At 69.5% G+C, this 15,832-nt stretch carries 15 protein-coding genes and 5 pseudogenes; 12 read left to right on the top strand and 8 right to left on the bottom strand.

What is annotated here, in order from left to right; all coding sequences use genetic code 11:
• The 3 genes from ACFVZH_RS36360 to ACFVZH_RS36350 form a co-directional block, all read left to right on the top strand.
• Positions 1-233, top strand: a 233-nt coding sequence (locus tag ACFVZH_RS36360) for an anthrone oxygenase family protein (RefSeq protein WP_384904311.1), incomplete at its 5' end; no start/stop codon positions are given.
• Positions 234-467: 234 nt separating this feature from the next.
• Positions 468-893: a DUF4267 domain-containing protein gene (locus tag ACFVZH_RS36355; protein ID WP_384904309.1), complete on the top strand. Its 426-nt coding sequence runs from the start codon at positions 468-470 to the stop codon at positions 891-893.
• A 136-nt stretch (positions 894-1,029) separates the two neighbouring features.
• A complete protein-coding gene (locus ACFVZH_RS36350) occupies positions 1,030-1,560 on the top strand; it encodes a hypothetical protein (protein WP_384904307.1) in 531 nt (176 codons plus the stop codon).
• A gap of 231 nt (positions 1,561-1,791) precedes the next feature.
• On the opposite strand, the gene ACFVZH_RS36345 is transcribed toward ACFVZH_RS36350, so the two are convergent.
• The 3 genes and pseudogenes from ACFVZH_RS36345 to ACFVZH_RS36335 all read right to left on the bottom strand — a co-directional run bounded on the left by ACFVZH_RS36345 (position 1,792) and on the right by ACFVZH_RS36335 (position 4,810).
• A complete protein-coding gene (locus ACFVZH_RS36345) occupies positions 1,792-2,586 on the bottom strand; it encodes an SGNH/GDSL hydrolase family protein (RefSeq protein ID WP_384904305.1) in 795 nt (264 codons plus the stop codon).
• A gap of 358 nt (positions 2,587-2,944) precedes the next feature.
• A pseudogene (locus ACFVZH_RS36340) lies at positions 2,945-3,265 on the bottom strand (IS5/IS1182 family transposase); the annotation flags it as partial.
• Positions 3,266-3,307: 42 nt separating this feature from the next.
• Complete coding sequence (locus ACFVZH_RS36335; protein ID WP_384904303.1) at positions 3,308-4,810, bottom strand: MFS transporter; 1,503 nt, start codon at positions 4,808-4,810, stop codon at positions 3,308-3,310.
• Between the two features lie 107 nt (positions 4,811-4,917).
• Here ACFVZH_RS36335 and ACFVZH_RS36330 point away from each other — a divergent pair, with 107 nt between their 5' ends.
• The 5 genes and pseudogenes from ACFVZH_RS36330 to ACFVZH_RS36310 all read left to right on the top strand — a co-directional run bounded on the left by ACFVZH_RS36330 (position 4,918) and on the right by ACFVZH_RS36310 (position 9,083).
• Entirely contained in the window at positions 4,918-5,442 is a 525-nt protein-coding gene (locus ACFVZH_RS36330) for a MarR family winged helix-turn-helix transcriptional regulator (RefSeq protein WP_384904302.1), read from the top strand.
• A gap of 421 nt (positions 5,443-5,863) precedes the next feature.
• Positions 5,864-7,114 carry an IS256 family transposase gene (locus ACFVZH_RS36325; RefSeq protein WP_384904300.1) on the top strand — a complete coding sequence of 417 codons (1,251 nt, stop codon included), beginning with the start codon at positions 5,864-5,866 and terminating at the stop codon, positions 7,112-7,114.
• Entirely contained in the window at positions 7,111-7,446 is a 336-nt protein-coding gene (locus ACFVZH_RS36320; RefSeq protein WP_384904298.1) for a hypothetical protein, read from the top strand. The genes ACFVZH_RS36325 and ACFVZH_RS36320 overlap by 4 nt, the downstream gene beginning before the upstream one ends.
• 46 nt (positions 7,447-7,492) lie before the next feature.
• A pseudogene (locus ACFVZH_RS36315) lies at positions 7,493-8,256 on the top strand (IS5 family transposase); the annotation flags it as partial.
• Between the two features lie 62 nt (positions 8,257-8,318).
• Complete coding sequence (locus ACFVZH_RS36310) at positions 8,319-9,083, top strand: maleylpyruvate isomerase family mycothiol-dependent enzyme (RefSeq protein ID WP_384904296.1); 765 nt, start codon at positions 8,319-8,321, stop codon at positions 9,081-9,083.
• A gap of 18 nt (positions 9,084-9,101) precedes the next feature.
• On the opposite strand, the pseudogene ACFVZH_RS36305 reads toward ACFVZH_RS36310, so the two are convergent.
• Positions 9,102-9,227 (bottom strand): annotated as a pseudogene (locus tag ACFVZH_RS36305) (IS5/IS1182 family transposase); the annotation flags it as partial.
• A 478-nt stretch (positions 9,228-9,705) separates the two neighbouring features.
• Between ACFVZH_RS36305 and ACFVZH_RS36300 the strand changes: the two are divergent.
• Complete coding sequence (locus ACFVZH_RS36300; RefSeq protein ID WP_384904294.1) at positions 9,706-9,840, top strand: hypothetical protein; 135 nt, start codon at positions 9,706-9,708, stop codon at positions 9,838-9,840.
• 244 nt (positions 9,841-10,084) lie between these two features.
• Positions 10,085-11,563: a hypothetical protein gene (locus ACFVZH_RS36295; protein ID WP_384904292.1), complete on the top strand. Its 1,479-nt coding sequence runs from the start codon at positions 10,085-10,087 to the stop codon at positions 11,561-11,563.
• Between the two features lie 211 nt (positions 11,564-11,774).
• On the opposite strand, the gene ACFVZH_RS36290 is transcribed toward ACFVZH_RS36295, so the two are convergent.
• Both ACFVZH_RS36290 and ACFVZH_RS36285 read right to left on the bottom strand, forming a co-directional pair.
• Positions 11,775-11,963 carry a hypothetical protein gene (locus tag ACFVZH_RS36290; protein WP_384904290.1) on the bottom strand — a complete coding sequence of 63 codons (189 nt, stop codon included), beginning with the start codon at positions 11,961-11,963 and terminating at the stop codon, positions 11,775-11,777.
• Between the two features lie 154 nt (positions 11,964-12,117).
• Positions 12,118-12,243, bottom strand: a pseudogene (locus tag ACFVZH_RS36285) (IS5/IS1182 family transposase); the annotation flags it as partial.
• 298 nt (positions 12,244-12,541) lie between these two features.
• Between ACFVZH_RS36285 and ACFVZH_RS36280 the strand changes: the two are divergent.
• Positions 12,542-13,297, top strand: coding sequence for a ricin-type beta-trefoil lectin domain protein (locus tag ACFVZH_RS36280; RefSeq protein WP_384904288.1), 756 nt, complete (start codon positions 12,542-12,544; stop codon positions 13,295-13,297).
• Between the two features lie 374 nt (positions 13,298-13,671).
• Here ACFVZH_RS36280 and ACFVZH_RS36275 read toward each other — a convergent pair.
• Positions 13,672-14,193: pseudogene (locus ACFVZH_RS36275) on the bottom strand (transposase); the annotation flags it as partial.
• On the opposite strand from ACFVZH_RS36275, the gene ACFVZH_RS36270 reads away from it, so the two are divergent.
• Positions 14,141-14,296: a hypothetical protein gene (locus tag ACFVZH_RS36270; RefSeq protein ID WP_384904286.1), complete on the top strand. Its 156-nt coding sequence runs from the start codon at positions 14,141-14,143 to the stop codon at positions 14,294-14,296. The pseudogene ACFVZH_RS36275 and the gene ACFVZH_RS36270 overlap by 53 nt on opposite strands.
• Positions 14,297-14,532: 236 nt before the next feature.
• On the opposite strand, the gene ACFVZH_RS36265 is transcribed toward ACFVZH_RS36270, so the two are convergent.
• On the bottom strand, positions 14,533-15,072 hold the full coding sequence (locus tag ACFVZH_RS36265) for a hypothetical protein (RefSeq protein ID WP_384904284.1): 540 nt from the start codon (positions 15,070-15,072) through the stop codon (positions 14,533-14,535).
• Between the last annotated feature and the right edge of the window lie 760 nt (positions 15,073-15,832).

Raw genomic sequence — 15,832 nt, 5'->3', positions numbered from 1 at the left:
GATGGAACCACCCCGGCACCGGCCTCGTCGTCACCGCCGGCGCACTGCTGATCCTCAGCGTGATCATGTCGATCCTGCTGCTCGTCCCGATCAACAACCAGGGCAAGACCTGGACCCCCGAGAACCGGCCCGCCGACTGGAAGCAGCAGATGAACCGCTGGGACCGCTACCACTACGCCCGCGTCGCCGTCATCATCGCCGCCTTCACCCTGCTCGTCACAGCCCTCACCTGAGCTCACCGGACGAAACCGCACTGGTGGCGCACGATCCCCCACCCTCCCGGGCAGCAGCGGGCCACCGATCTCCCGAGATCTGGGAATGCGGCTGCCACTGAGAGCCCGCAACCGCGATCCCGACAAACCACGCCCCTCGATCAGCCGCGCCCTCGCGGCCTGATCAGGCCCCACGCGACTCAGCAAGCTCCACGAAGCTCACCAAGCCGACGAAGACTCGCATGGAGAAGAACAATGTCGCTGAAGAAGATCAACACCATCCTGGCCGCCGCCTTCATCCTCTTCATCCTCTGGTTCGGATCGGAGTTCATCCTGAGCCCGGAGACGACGGCGCCGAGCTTCGGCCTACCGAGCTGGCCGTCCGGTGACGGCGGCGGCTTCCTGATCATCAAGGGAATCCGCGACGTCGTCCTGGCCCTGGTCCTGGGCATTCTGCTGGTGACGGGCCACCGCCGGGCGCTCGGCTGGGCGCTGTTGGTGGAGGCCCTCGCCGCGTACGGCGACATGACCACCGTGCTGGCCCACCACGGCTCCGTGGCCACCGCCCTCGGCGTCCACTGCCTGACCGCGACACTGATGGTGGTCAACGGCCTGCTGATATTGCACGAGACTCGCAAGGTCCAGGCCGCTCCGGCAATGCCGGCCCCGCAGCCCGCCTAACGCGTCCTTGGTGCGTGTCGGTATTCCGCCACCGTCTGCCTCGCCTCGCAGGTCGTCGTCTGGTCCGCAAGGCGATCCTGGTGAAGCCGTACTGGGCAGTGTCTTCAAATGATCTCGGGTGGTGGATCACGGTGTCGTGACACGTCGCAATGAACTGTCCGATGTCGAGTGGGAGTTCGCCCGGCCACTGCTGCCCGAGTCGCTGCGGGGGCGGAAGCGGCTGGACGACCGCCGGGTGCCGAACGGGGTCGTGCGGAAGTTCCGGACCGGGACGGCCTGGCACCGGATCACCTACACGTACACCGTGGCCAACGAGGGCTCGACCTCCCTCGACGACATCGCCGTCACCGACGACCGCGCCGCGGACGTCGTCTGCGAACCGACGACGCTGGCACCCGGCGCCAACGCCACCTGCCGCGCCACATACCCGGTCGCCGAGGAGGACGCCCGCGCCGGCCACGTCACCAACACCGCCAGGGCCACCGGCACCGGCCCCGAGGGCGCCACCGTCGAAAGCCCCCCGGTCCGGCTCCGCATCCCCGCCGCCTGCCCGCCCGACGACTACGGCTACGGCGGCTGCAAGGACGGCGAACACGGCTACGGCGACAACGGCTACGGCGAGAGCCGCGACAGCGCGAAGCGGCCCAGGAAGGAGACCGCGCACTGACGTGACCCGGATACGACATGGGACCGGACTGGGCCGCCGCGCGCCCGGTCCGGTCCCTTCGTTCGGGGCACCGCCGGGCCGGTATCAGCCGGCGTCCCGTGCCTGACTCAAAGACGCAGCACTTGCCGGCGTCGGCAGCATTGCCCTCCTGGGCCAAGCCTCAGCCAAGCCTCTATCCAGGCGCGCGGTCCGCCAGGTCGGCCGGGGGCGCTCGCCTGTCCCGGCAAGCGGTCAGGCGGCCGAACGGAAGGCGGGCAGGTATCCGCCCGACTGCCCGGCTGCCTTGGGGTGGTAGGAGTTGTACACCGGTACGGACAGGCTGTGCAGCCAGGAGTCCGCGGAGCAGATCTCGTGGCCCGTGAACTCGTCGACGACGCTGGAGAAGGTGAAGCCCGCGTTCGCCGCCTGCTTTGCCAGAACGCCGTTGAGGACGTCGGAGCCACGATTGATGGCCGCTCGTTCGGTCTCGCTGAGTCCCACGATGCAGCTTCCGGACAGCTTGTAGAACCGGGGGTACCCGAGGACTACCACGTGCGCCTGGGGCGCGCGGCTGCGGATGTCTCCGTAAAGGGCGGAGAGCCCGCCGGGCAGCGTGCCGTTCATCTTCGCGACGGCGGCGTCGACGGCCGCGACGCAGGTGGCCTCGCTGTTGAGCACGCACGTCTGCATGATGTCCGCGAACCCGACGTCGTTGCCGCCCGCCGTGACGCTGACGAGGGTCGTGGACGAGTTCAGAGGGCCGAGCTGGCCGCTGCGTACGGATCCGGTGGTCGCACCAGAGCATGCGGTGAAGGAGAACGAGGAGGGGGAGTTGGCCGCTGCCCACAAGCGGGGGTACGCGTTGGCGCTGCGACGACAGTCGCCGCTGTCCGCGAGGTAGCTGCCCGCGCCCACACCGGAGGAGTACGAGTCTCCAAGAGCCACATAGCGGGCGCCGGCGGCGGAGGCCGGCTGAGCGAGTCCGAGGGTGGCGGCGGCCACTGCGAGCGCGGTCGATGCAGACAGCGCGATTCTTCGCCAGAGCATGGCGATCAGCCTCAAATCCAAAGCGTGGGAGGTGAGTTGGTTGAACGCGACACTTCTAGCAGGGCGGAGGTACTGGCGGGTAGCCCTCGGGACGCATGTCGTCCGCTTTGGCCGCATGATTCTGCGCGCGTAGACTCGCCCCGATTGCCCCAGGTACGTGCGCGTGAGCGGCGGCACCTGATAATGAGGCGACCGCACTCATCAGCTCGCCGAAGGCGCTTCGGCTCACCGCAGATACCGAGACGGTGGGCCTCGTCTTCACGGACGCGCCCTTGTCCACGATGATCAGTGGCCCGGGCGGCCGTGGACCCACGAGCTGTGCGCCGATCTCGCTGAGAGGTCGTCTTATCCCGCTGTTTTATCCCGGGATCGGCTGTTTGGTCTGTGGTGTCGGGTCGCGCCAGGAGAGGGTGTTCTCGCCGGTGAGGCGGCGGGCCATGAGGCCGGTCATCGCGAGGTGCATGAGGGCTTCGGAGCGGGTGGGCAGGGTTTTGCAGTCGCGGGCGAGGCGGCGGTGGAGCATGATCCGGCCGTAGGTCCGCTCGACCGCCCAGCATTTGGGGATCGGGGTGAATCCCCTGGTCCTGGGCTTGCGTGTGGTGATCTCCATGTCGATGCCGAGGGTGGCGGCGTGCTCGACGAGGTGCTGGCGGTAGCCTCCGTCCACCCAGACCTTCCGGGGCTGGCCGGGGCCGCTTCGCGTACGGTCCCCGGCCGGGTCTCAGACGGTGAGGTGCTGCTTGGTGCCGGTGTCGTCGGCTGCGGTCTCGGGCGTGATGCCGTGCTGCTCTTCTTCGGGGCGGCCCTTCTTGGGTAGCAGGAAGGTGATCGCGAGGAAGACCACCAGCAGACATGCCTGGACGATCAGCGCGCGGTGGAAGCCCCCGGTGAAGTCACCGGTCTTGGCCTGGCCGAAGAACACCGAGCCGAAGACCGCGACGCCGATGGATCCGCCGACCGCCTGGACTGCCGACAGGACGCCGGAGGCGGATCCGATCTCGTCGTCGTCGACCGCGGCCAGGATGAAGCTGAACAGGGCGGCGATCACCATGCCGGCTCCGACGCCCGTCACCGCCGTGCCGGGAACGATGTCCCGGATCGAGAACGAGGCGGCGTCGAGGCCGTCGAGCTCGAACCACAGCACGGCGGCGCCGGCCAGCTGGACGAGCGGTCCGATCTGCAGCACCTTGCGGCCGATCTTGTCCGCGAGGAACGCGCCGCTGATGGCGCCGCCGATCGCGGTTCCCACCGCGAGGGGCAGGTTGCCCAGTCCCGCGTCACCGGCGGTGAAGTGCCGGCCGATCTGGAGGAACAGCGTCAGGACGAGCTGGGTGCCGATGAGCCCGCCGAAGAACAGGGCGATGCCGCCGAGTCCGACGGTGAAGGCCGGCTTGCGCAGCAGGCCCGGGGTCACCAGCGGCTCGCGGCCCGCGGCGGCCGTGCGGCGCTGCTGGAGGGCGAAGAGGGCGAAACCGATCGCCGAGGCGGCCATGGACAGCCACGTCCACAGCGGCCAGCCGTTCTCCTGCCCCTGGTTCAGCGGCAGCACCAGCAGGGCGCAGGACGCCACGACCAGGGCGGCGCCGGTCATGTCGACCCGTACCGCGCGGTCGCCCGCCTTCTTGGGTACGAACTTCGCGGCGATGATCAGTGCCGCGATTCCGATGGGCAGGTTGATCAGGAACACCGACCGCCAGCCCAGGTCGAAGAAGTCGCCCTCGATGAGGAAGCCGCCCAGGACCGGGCCGATGATGCCGCCCAGGCCGAGGACGGGTCCGAAGATCGCGAAGACCTTGGTGAGTTCGGGGCCGGAGAAGTTCTCCCGCAGCAGACCCAGGCCCTGGGGCAGCAGCATCGCTCCGGCGGTGCCCTGCAGCAGGCGGAAGGCGATCAGTGACTCGATGCTCGGCGCGACCGCGCACAGCAGGGAGCTCGCGGTGAAGGCCGCAAGTCCGATCAGGAACATCCGGCGACGGCCGTAGCGGTCGCCGAGTCGACCGCCGAGCACGAGCCCGGCGCCCAGGGTGAGGGCGTAGCCGCCGATCACCCACTGCAGTCCGACGGAACCGGCACCGAGGGATCTCTCCAGGTCCGGTCCGGCGACGTTGACGATCGAGGCGTCCAGGAGATCCATGATCTCCGCGACGATCATCACCGTCAGGATCAGCCATCGCCACCGGTAGGGCTCGGTCGTCTCGTCAGGGGTGGGGGAGGGGTCACGCACGCCAGGTACCTCCATGGTGAAGTAATTCCATCGTGAAGGTAAAGTGGTGGCGGTAGGTTGTCAAAGCGGGGTGCGTGGACCGCGCGGCAGGAGAGAAGGGCGGAGGCATGGAGGAAGCAGTGCGCGACGACGTCGCGGAGCACCGGGAGCAACTGATGGAGTCGCTGAGGATCTACGGCGGCCACTACGCCGAGCTCAGTCGGCGCTTCGCCGCCTGGCTGGGCCTGCACTCCACCGACGCGACCGCGGTCCTGGAGATCGCCGCCGCCGAGGAGCGCGGCACCCCCCTGTCACCGGCGCGGCTGAGCGAGCGGATCTCCCTGTCCACGGGCGCCACCACCGCACTGTTGAACCGCCTCGAAGCGGCGGGGCACATCACGCGGGCCCGCGAGCACTCCGACCGGCGCATCGTCACGCTGCGCAGCGGCGGGCACATCCAGGAACGGGCGGACGAGTTCTTCGGCCCGCTCGCCAACCGCCTCGACGCCACGATGGCGCACTACCCGCCCCAGTTCCTGGAACAGTTCGAAGCGTTCATGGCCGACCTGAACACCACCATGGGCAGCCACCTCACGGAACGGGACGCGGTGACACCGCGCTCCCTTCGCACCCCTGATGGACTAACTCCCTGACCGGCTTGCTCCCCCGCCGCGCCGCCAGCTTCCCCACACCTGCGCCGGCTCGATCGCGGACTGCGCGCCGATCAGCGCGGCGTTCGCCGAGGCGATGGCTTCTCTGAACTAAGAGCGACCGGCAAATAGGTGTCGGCGAGGTGGCCCGGGCGGCAGAACGGGCACGGGTCCACGTGATCATGGAGTTCTCTACGCTCAGTGATCACGAAGGACAGCCGTGCCCGCGCTGCCATCTTGTCTGCTCGACCCCCTCTGGGACCAGTTCGCCGCACTCCTACCCACTCGGCCGGAGTTCGCCGAGCAATGCTCAGGACTTGTGGATCAGCCCCGGGTTGGGTGCGGAGGGCGTACCTTCCCGAATGATCCTGTGATGGTCACCGAGTAGGCCCGTGTTCGCAGCGCGGGTCGGGAAGGCACGCCCTTGCTCAGCGTAGTGAACGCCGACGGTTCGACGGAGTCCGGCTCCCTGATCGACGAGATCGTCCGCGAGGGGGCCCGGCGGATGCTGGCCGCTGCGCTGGAGGCGGAAGTCAACCAGTACATAGCCGAGTTGGCGGCGGAGATGGACGAGCGCGGGCATCGCCTGGTGGTCCGCAACGGCCGCCACCGGCCCCGGACCGTGGCCACCGCGGCCGGCCCGGTGGAGGTGAGCGCGCCGCGGGTGAACGACCGCCGCGTCGACGAGGCCACCGGCGAACGGAAGCGGTTCTCCTCGAAGATTCTGGCGCCGTGGTGCCGCAAGTCACCCAAGGTTTCCGAGGTCCTGCCGCTGCTCTACCTCCACGGTCTGTCCTCGGGGGACTTCGTGCCGGCACTGGAGCAGTTCCTCGGCTCGGCCGCCGGGCTGCCGCCGGCAACCGTGACGCGGCTGACGAAGCAGTGGGGCGACGACCACACGGCGTTCCAGGCCCGGGACCTGTCGGACCGCGACTTCGTCTACGTGTGGGCCGACGGCGTCCACCTGAAGGTCCGGCTCGGCCAGGCCCACTCGTGTGTGCTGGTCCTGCTCGGGGTCCGCCTCGACGGGACCAAGGAGCTGATCGCGCTGGCGGAGGGGCTGCGGGAGTCGACAGGGTCGTGGGCGGACCTGCTGCGGGACTGCCGCCGACGGGGCATGCGCGACCCCGAACTCGTCGTCGGCTACGGCGCGATGGGATTGTGGAAGGCGCTTCGGGAGGTGTTCCCCGCGGCGCGGCATCAGAGGTGCTGGGTTCACAAATCCAGGAATGTCACAAATGCCCTGCCGAAATCCGCACAGCCGGGCGCGCTGAAGGCAATGCAGGAGATCTACAACGCTGAGGACCGCACCCATGCGGGGAAGGCGATCGAGGCGTTCGCACGGGCCTACGGCGCGAAGTTCCCGAAGGCCGTCGCGAGGATCACCGACGCCGCCGAGGAGCTGTTGGCGTTCTACGACTTCCCGGCCGAGCACTGGATCCATCTGCGGACCACGAATCCGATCGAGTCGACGTTCTCCACCGTCAAGCTGCGGACCAAGGTCACCCGCGGCGCCGGCAGCTCCGCCGCGGCCCTCGCCATGGTGTTCAAGCTTGTCGAGTCCGCCCAGGAACGCTGGCGCGCGATCACCGGTGCCCACCTCGTCGCCCTGGTCCGTTCCGGCGCCCGCTTCGAGAACGGCATCCTGGTCGAGCGCACCGAGGCGGCGGCATGACCGAGCCCCTCAACCCCGGCAGCCACGTGGTCGAGGTGGAACTGCAGATCGATCGGGTCACCATCGTGAACCCGGCCGAGGCCACCGCCACCGTGCGCTGCATGCTCGGGCCGGTTCGCCGCGGTGCCCGCTTCGACCGCATCCGCGACTCGGCAGAAGCCATCGACCTGGAGCTGACGCAGATCCTCGCCTACTTCGGACGTTCGGTCGAGGAACTCGACCCCGTCCACACCGCGCTCGTGACCTTCCGAGGCACAGGAGTTCAACTCCTCACGTCAGCTGCCCCACGCTCCCGCTGGCAGGCCATCCAGGGAATCAACCCGCCGCCATGACCAAGCCATCCACAGGTATTGACTATTGCTCAGTTCCGCCGCGGGGCACCCGCTCGGCTGCCACCGCCGCAGAATCCCCGACCGGACCGTGTTCGAACACGTGGTGCTCGCGCTGGTCCACGGCTCGGGTTACGAGCGCCTGTCCAGTCCCGGATGCTCCGACCGCACCATCCGCCGACGGCTCAAAGAGTGGGCCGCGCAAGGGATTTCCGAGGCCGTCCACGCCATCGCGCTCTAGGCGTACGACCGCATGATCGGCCTGGAGCTGCCCGAGATATCCGTCGACGGCTCATCACCAAGGCCCCGTGCGGCGGCGAGTGCGCAGGCCGGTCCCCGGTCGACCGCGGGAAGCAGGGCCTGAAGCGCTCGCTCGCCTCCGAAGCGTGCGGCGTCCCGCTCGGCCTGGTCGCCGCAGGGGCCAACCGCCACGACTCGCCTCTCCTCGTCCCGACCCTCGAAGCGGCCATCGGACAGGTGGGACCCCTGCCCGAGGACGTGAACGTCAACCTCGACCGGGGCTACGACAACAACAAGTCCCGCACTCTGCTCGGGGAGTTGGGCTTCACCGGTGAGATCGCCCGCAAGGGCGTACCCGCCCCGATCCAGGCCGGCAAGCGGTGGACCGTGGAACGGACGCACTCGTGGATGAACGGCTACGGCAAGCTCCGGCGCTGCACCGAGAGGAACGGCGCGGTCGTCGAGTTCCACCTCCACCTTGCCGCGACTCTCGTCACGCTCCGCATGCTCATCCGACGCTCGACGAGCCGCTACCGCTGGGACGGCCGCCCCACCACCCGACGCCTCAAGTGATCCATCTGCCGGTCGGTCTTAATCGAGTGCGAGAGTCCCGGTCCGGGTGATACAAGGTCTGCGTGACTGATCATCTCTACTTCCCCACCCTGCTGCGGATGATTGACGAGCGTTCCGCCGCGTTCCGCGCCGCCGTCGCCGCGGCCCCCAGCCTCGACGCCGACGTCCCGTCCTGCCCGGGCTGGACGCTGTACGACCTGGCGAACCACCTCAGTGAGGGGGACCGCTTCTGGGCCTACATCGTGCTGAACACCGCGCCGGGCGACGAACGGCCGAGCAAGGACGGGCTGGCGGCGCCCAGGGAGCGCGAGGAGCTCATAACCTGGCTGGCCGACTCGACGGAGCAGCTGCTCACTGCTCTGCGCGAGGCCGGCCCGGACCGGGGCTGCTGGGCCTGGTGGGAGCCGCTGGCCTCGCCGCACACAGTGGCCGCCGTGGCCCGCCGCCGCGTCCCGGAATCGCTGATCCACACCTACGACGCCCAGCTGGCCTCCGGTACCCCGCAGGAGCTGCCGACGACCGAGGCGGGCGACGCCATCGAGGAGTTCCTCGCCACCGTCTGCACCGGCACGGTCCCGTGGCCGGGCGAGCCCGCCACCATGGACTACCACGCAGCCGAGGCCGGCTCCTGGCGCCAGACGGTGGACGCCGCCGGTTCCCGCTTCACCCGCCTCACCGCGGCGGAGGCCGCCGAGAGCAAGCCCACCGCCGCCATCTACGGCACGGCGAGCGAGATGGCCCTGCTCATGTACATGCGCATCCCGGCCGGCTCGCTGCGGATCGAGGGCGACGCCGACCTGCTCCAGCAGCTGCAGGACTGGGGCTGAGGCCGACCGGCAGATGGATCACTTGAGGCGTCGGGTGGTGGGGCGGCCGTCCCAGCGGTAGTGGCTCGTCGAGCGTCGGATGAGCATGCGGAGCCTGACGAGAGTGACGGCGAGGTAGAGGTGGAAGTCCACGACGCGTAGCCGGAGCCGTGGACCAGCGCGAGCACGATGTACTCGAAGGCGGTCCAGTCTGGAATCCGTCGCCGGGTGGCAACTCAGCGGATGGCTCTCGGCGTATCCCTTCCGCACCGCAGCAGAGCGGCGAAGTGGTCCCACAGGGGTTCCGAAAGGCATGCTGGGACCGCAGGCACGAGCCCTCCGGGTGATCACAGAGCGTCAAGAACTCCATGATCCCTCAGGCTCGTGCCTGCCTTGCGTTCGGGCCCGCCTGGGCTGCCCCACCCACCATTTGCCGGTCGGTCTAAGGCTGGGTCATGGCGCCCGTGTGAGTTCACCGACGAAGATCCCCGCTGGGGCAGCAGTAGTTGCCGCCAGTGGCTGTAGGACCCCCGCCGACCTGGCAGCAGCGCTCGCCGCTGAGCTTCCCGCGATCGTGGATGCCGCGCCCGACGATCGCACCGCCCCGAACACGGAGGGCCGTGCACCCAGCCTCCAGATCCGCTTGGCCCCGACCCCCGTCCAAGGCCGGACCACGGACCTCGGTATCTCAGCCGCGATCGCCCCGGCCCAGGGCCTGACGCTCACCAGCGAGGTGCCGCTCGACGGTTCGGTGACCCTCTCGGTCCACTACCTCTAGGCGCGGCTAGCTCGGGGCCGCCCTCGCCGGGGCGGCCCCGAACTAGCTGGTGCGCCCCGCAACCTCCGGGAGCCGGCAGCCCGAGATCGACTGCAGCGGACCTTCGTTCCTGCTCGGCGTCGAGCTGGGCGAGCTTGTCCTCGGCGACAGCGAGGTTGACGCTGAGCCCGTCAACTTCGTCGAGCCGCTACCTTGAACTCCGACTGGAATGACAAGTGGCGTGAAGGGCAGGGGTGTTCGGCCAGTGGCGGTAGATCCGGCGGATTCGGTTTCCGTCAGCGGGGTCGGGTTCGGCGACTATTACCGGGCGCATGCGGGGCCGCTTGTCGCCCTGTCGCTGCTGCGGGGCGCGGACCTGGTGGAGGCGGCGCGACTTGCCCAGGACTCGATGGCAGTGGCCCGGCGGTGGATGGACCTGCTGGACGCGAACGTGGCCGGGGCCGCGAAGGACCCCAGGACCCCCGTGGTCACCGCGCAGGCGCTGCGGTCCTGGACGTGCCGGATGATCGTCGGCGGGGGCTGCGGGGCGCTTCGCCCAGCGCACCGGAGGGTGCCCGCCCTCCTGGGCAAGGGCAGCACCGACGCCCTGGTGCAGGTGAGGACGGTGGTGGCTCTCGCCCCGCTGGGAGCGTTGAACGAGCGTCAACTCAACGTCATCGCATTTCGATTGGCCGGCTGTGCGCCGGGAGCGATCGGGTACGAGCTGGGCCTGTCGATGCCGAAGGTGCACCGCACCCTGCGCCACGTCGGCAGACTGCTCGGAGCGCAGACGGGGCCACGGCAGGCCGGCGGGGCCGAGGTGCCGGGGGAGGCCGTGGGGTTCGCGGAGGCAGACGTCAGGTTCGCGGAGCTGCTGGGCGAGCTGGCCGCCGCGCTGGATCCCGTACTCGACCTGCGGGCCGGGCTGGAGGAGGTCAGCGGCTTCATTTCCGCGGACGGGACCACCGCCCGCCGCGCTCCCGTACCGCCGCTGTGGAACCTCGGCCCCTCACTCCCTGTGGCGCCCTTCGGCGCACCCGTGCTGCACTCGTTGGCCGAGCCCGCGCCGGCCGGGGTTCGGGCGTACGCCGCCGGCCTCGCCGGGTGCGACGCGCAGGGCCGCGAGGCCGTGCTCGAAGCGTTTCCCGCGGTCGAGCTGGCGGCCGTACGGCTCGGAGCGGTGCTCGCTCTGCAGGTGGAGCGATTCCGGCGGGAGGCCGAGAGGTCCGGGACACGGGCCGCCAGGGACGAGTTCCCGAGGGAGGACGCCCGGGCATTCGCGGTCGCACTGGCACAGGACGCCGCGCTCGCCGCGCCGATGTTCGACGCGGTGAAGGACCTCGGCATCCCGCGCCGCGTCGGCTTCCTGGCGGCGGGCCTGGCCCATGACGACCCTTGGACGAACGAGGTCTCCTATGACGGCATCGAAGCGTCTCTAGCCCTGGCCCAGTTCCGGCGCGCGGCGGTGCGGGCGGCGCTGCGCGCGTCGCACCAGCCCGGTGCGGACTCCTCCCCTCAGCCCGGCGGCTCGCTCGCCGAGGCCCTCACGCAGTCCCTCAGCGACACTCACCGGATGATCCACCAGCTCGACGAACTGAACAGCGACCTCTCACGTGCCGAGTCGACCCTGCCGGACGGCTACTACGTCGACATGACGCGGAACTTCGAGCTCCATCAGAGTTTCCACGCGGACCTGGCCCTCGGCATCGACGCCGTTCGGGAGGCCCTGTCGCAGCCTGAGTGACCTGAGTGACCTGAGTCGGAGATTCGTGGTTGGTGGGGCCTGAGTCGTCCGGGTCCGAAGACTCCGCCCTTGTCGGTCACTGGTGCCCAGCGGCTGGTGCCGGAGGGCTGGGTGCGTCGCCAGACGGCGACCCCCCCAAGCTCCGGCCCAACGGTCGCCGATGTCCAGGACGTTTGATCAGTCTTCCGGCCGCAGCCTCTGGCAAGCGGCCTCAAGCTGCTGCTTGCTCGTAGTCGGATGCGAAGAGCTCGGGAAGCGCTTTGTCGAGAGTTCCGGCGATCCGATGGATCGGCTCCCAGACCGCCGGATCGTCGACAACACGACTGAGGTCCGTCATCTGGAGCTTCTCCAGCCAGTGCGACAGCACCAGTGCCTCGTCACTCGTGAGTTTGATCGTCACCTGGCTATCCCTCATGCACACCCCCACGGTTCGGCCACACCCTCGACGCCACAGACCTACTGGCCTTCGAACTTGACCAAACACATAGGGAACCCCCTCGGGACGCCTGTGCACCGAGTCATGCCGCGGGCCCCTCAGTGTCTAACCGAGCATTTCAGAATGACGTTCGGAGGCGTCGCAAGCAGATGATGCTGCAAGCGAGTTGGAGCAGTCCCAGGTGGAGGTCGGCTCGTATCTCGTAGCGGATCCGGAGGCGTTTGAACTGGTGGAGCCAGGCGAATCAGGTGGTGCTTGCTGCCAGGCCGGGCACGGTTGACCGGCGAAGGTCCGGTGTGAGCCCCCGGGCCGTGCGTATTCCGGCCGGATCGGTCGGGCGGCCCGCCTGCTGCGCTGCGGCCGGTCGCCCGATCTCCCAACGCCTCCCGTGGACGGACCGCTGGCGTGATCTCCACCCCGCGTTGTTGACCGTGCTCACATCGCATCCGAAGCTTTCACGTGACCCGCGCAACTGTCACATCGTCACCACGATTACCTGGCAGGTGGGTTGACCGGTTCCCCGTCTCCGTAAGGATCCTCCGATGCGCCGTACTGCCGCACTGTTCGCCACCGCCCTGCTCGCGGGAGCCGCCGCGCTCACCGCGCCCGCCGCCAACGCCGCCGAGAGCCCCGCCCCCGCCGCTCAGCAGTCCGCAGCGACCGTCCCGGGCCCCGGCGGCGTCGGGAGCTGCACCGAGGCCGGCCAGTCCGCCACCTGCACCGGCCTCGACCCGATGCAGACCTGGAGCGTCGGGGGCACCTGCGCGAGCTATGACTTCAATACCGGGTTGTACACCTTCTCGCAGGCGTGGAGCGGCTGGGTCACCGGCGACACCACCACCTCCGCGAGCTGCTTCGGTACGGGCATGTGGTGGGGGGGTGGCGTCTCGTTCGGACCCGCTGTCCCGGCCGGCCCGGTCGGGCAGGTCAGCGGCTTCGCGGGCAAGTGCCTGGACGTGCGCGGCGGCAGCACGGCCAACAAGACGCCCACCCAGATCTGGGACTGCCTCGGCAACGTCAACCAGAGGTGGAAGATCGGCGCCGACGGCACCATCCGCGCCGTCGGCGTGTGCCTGGACATCTGGGACGGCCGCACCGGCAACGGCACCCAGGTGCACACCGGCCCCTGCAACGGCAACATCGCCCAGCAGTGGTGGCTCCGGAGCGACGGCGCGATCGTCAACACGAAGTCCGGCCGCTGCCTGGACGTCCGGGGCTTCGACAGCACCAACGGCAACATCGTGCAGATCTGGGACTGCAACGGCACCTCGAACCAGATCTGGCACCTGCCCGCCTGATACGACCCGGCCGCCCGGCGCCTCGGCGCCACCCCCAGTGCGTGCGGTCGGGGCGATGCCAGGGGCGGACCTCGATGCGGGCCCAGTCGACCAGTCGTAGATCCGCAGGCCGTGGGCGCCCACGCCGCAGGAGCGGCGCTTCCACTTCTGCCGGGGCAGTCCAGCGATCGGGTCGTGGAGGCGGTGGTCCAGGGACTGCCGGGTGACGACGGTGTCGTGTCGGGTGGGGCCACGAAGTGGAAGACGTCGGCTTGCTCCCATTCGTAGCGCCGGCCCTTGTTGTAGCCGTAGCCGTAGCCGTAGCCGTAGCCGTAGCCGTAGCCGGCGTCCGCGGTCACCCACCGGAACGGGATCTGGTCGTCGATCGCGGGGCGGACCATCGCCCTCGCGAGCTGGACCTTGGTGGCGAACTCGACCTCGTCGCTGATCCCCGCCTCTCGGCAGAGTTCGCGCTCGTCCGTCCAGGACTTCGGCAGGTGGAACGCCCGGTCCATCAAGGTCCGGCCCCGTTCGGTGGCGTAGGCGAGGAAGACTCCGACCTGGCAGTTCTCGGTCCGGTCGGCGGTTCCGGAGTACTGCCGCTGGACGCCGGCCGACCGCACGCCCTGCTTGAGGAACCCGGTGTCGTCCACGCCAGCACGGAGCCAGGGTCGGCGCCGCCAGGGTCGGTCAGGTGCTCGATGACGTACTCGTGCACGTCGTCGAGCACCCCGTCGGCATCCCAGTCGATGCGGTTCAGCAGCCGCTGGATCCGGTCCGGGCCTCCATGACCGGCTTCCTCGGCGACCGTCCAGCCGTTCTTGCGCTCCAGCGGTGCCAGCAGGCCCCGCATGTAGGCTGCGCGTGCAGCGTCGCGCCGACCTCGGCCTGCGAATGGACCACCTGCGGGCATCCATCACCGCACACGACGCCGGCTACCGGCTCACCGCCGCCGACTTCGACCTCGCCCAGCGCATCGACGCCGTCGTTGCCGCGCACCAAGCGCTCCCGCTGGACTGACCACGGACACGACGAAGCTGACCCCTCGTCCGAAGGCAGAGGGGCGCCCGCCACCTCCAGCGGAAGCTCGGCTACACCGGAGCGGCCGCCGACGGCATCCCCAGACCCGCCGCACCCGTCGGTCCGGCGTCCGGCCACGGGTCTGGAGGAGTGGTCTTTCGGGCTGACAGGCACCCGATTCCGCTCGTGCGTAGCCGACTGCGCACGAGCGGCCCGCGGGACAGCGCCGGGGAGGACTACGGGTGCCAGACCTCCTTGATGGTCTTCACGTTGCCCTCGCCGTCCAGCGTGATGTCGTAGATGTTCCCGGAGCAGCTGTACGGCGACTTCACCGCGGCCTGGTCCGTCATGCAGTCACCGGCATGCGTCCACAGCTCGCCGACGGGAACCGTCTTCGTGGAGCCGGGACCGGCGGACAGCTCCGCCGTCACCTCTTGCGCGAACAGGTAGTACTTCGCCTCGCCCTGACCCTGGTAGATCCAGTCGTTGGGCGTGCAAGTCGGCTGGGCGTCCTTCGCGGACATCGAGCCCTTCGACGGCGGCGTGGCGATCTCCACCATCTTGCGGCCGGCCGGCAGAGTGGGCGACTTCCCGCAGTCGTTGGCAGGCTCGCCCGAGGAGCTCCCGTCCGCAGGCGACTTCCCCGACGGCTGGGCGGAGGCCGTAGAGCCGCCGGACGCGCCGTCGGCGGTGGTGTCCTCCGGGCCGCACGCGACGACTGCCCCGAGCATGGCGACGAGTGCAAAGCTGCTGATGAAGCGTTGAGTTGACTTCATGTCAATCCCCCGATGACTGAATGAGTTCGCGATCATGTTCGATCGCTGAAGTGTTCTACATCAGGCGGTGGGTCAAGGGCCAATCCGGCGCCGCGTCGGGCAGCACATCCCACAGGCCCTGTCCTGATGCAGCGTCAGTCACCAGCGGACATGACGTTCGTAGTTGACGATGGTGGTGGGGCAGTCCTCGGCGAGTCCGAGGGAGGGCCTGGCGTTCGGCTTCATCGGCGGCGAGGTGCCAGCGCAGTTTCGTTCGGATCCTACTGGTGGGGCGGCGAGCGCGAGCCGGTAGCCGGAAGGGCAACAGCCCTGACTGGGGCGAATACCGCTCGCTGCGAATGTCGCTCCCTGCCAACTGAACAGGCCCTCTGGAGCCCCGCCCGGCGCGAGGCGTACGCAAACGACCAGGACAGCCCCGACACCCTGATCGCGGTCGCCGCGGCCTCCAACAGGTCCAAGGCCGACAAGGGCCCCGCCGAGTGGCTCCCCTCGGCCCCTTCCTGCCACTGCACCTACGCCGCCACTTGGGTCGGCACGAAGCTGCGGTGGGATCTGGCCGCCGACGAAGACGAGCGGCAGGCCCTTCTCGGCCTTGCCGAGGACGGCCCGTACACCCTCGTCAGCTACGAGCCCGTCGAACGGTCCGCGTAGCGCCTTCGAGCGCGGAGGGCGGCGCCGCGGCTGGTGGCGGTCCTTCAGTGAGGTGGGGGCCCGCGTGCGTGCGGGGACGCGGGACCGGCCGTGGGCGCCCGTCCTGTCG

Source organism: Streptomyces sp. NPDC059534, from assembly GCF_042743475.1.
Lineage (GTDB): Bacteria > Actinomycetota > Actinomycetes > Streptomycetales > Streptomycetaceae > Streptomyces.
Note: the sequence above shows the minus strand (reverse complement) of the source record. Positions and strands in the feature narration are given on the sequence as shown.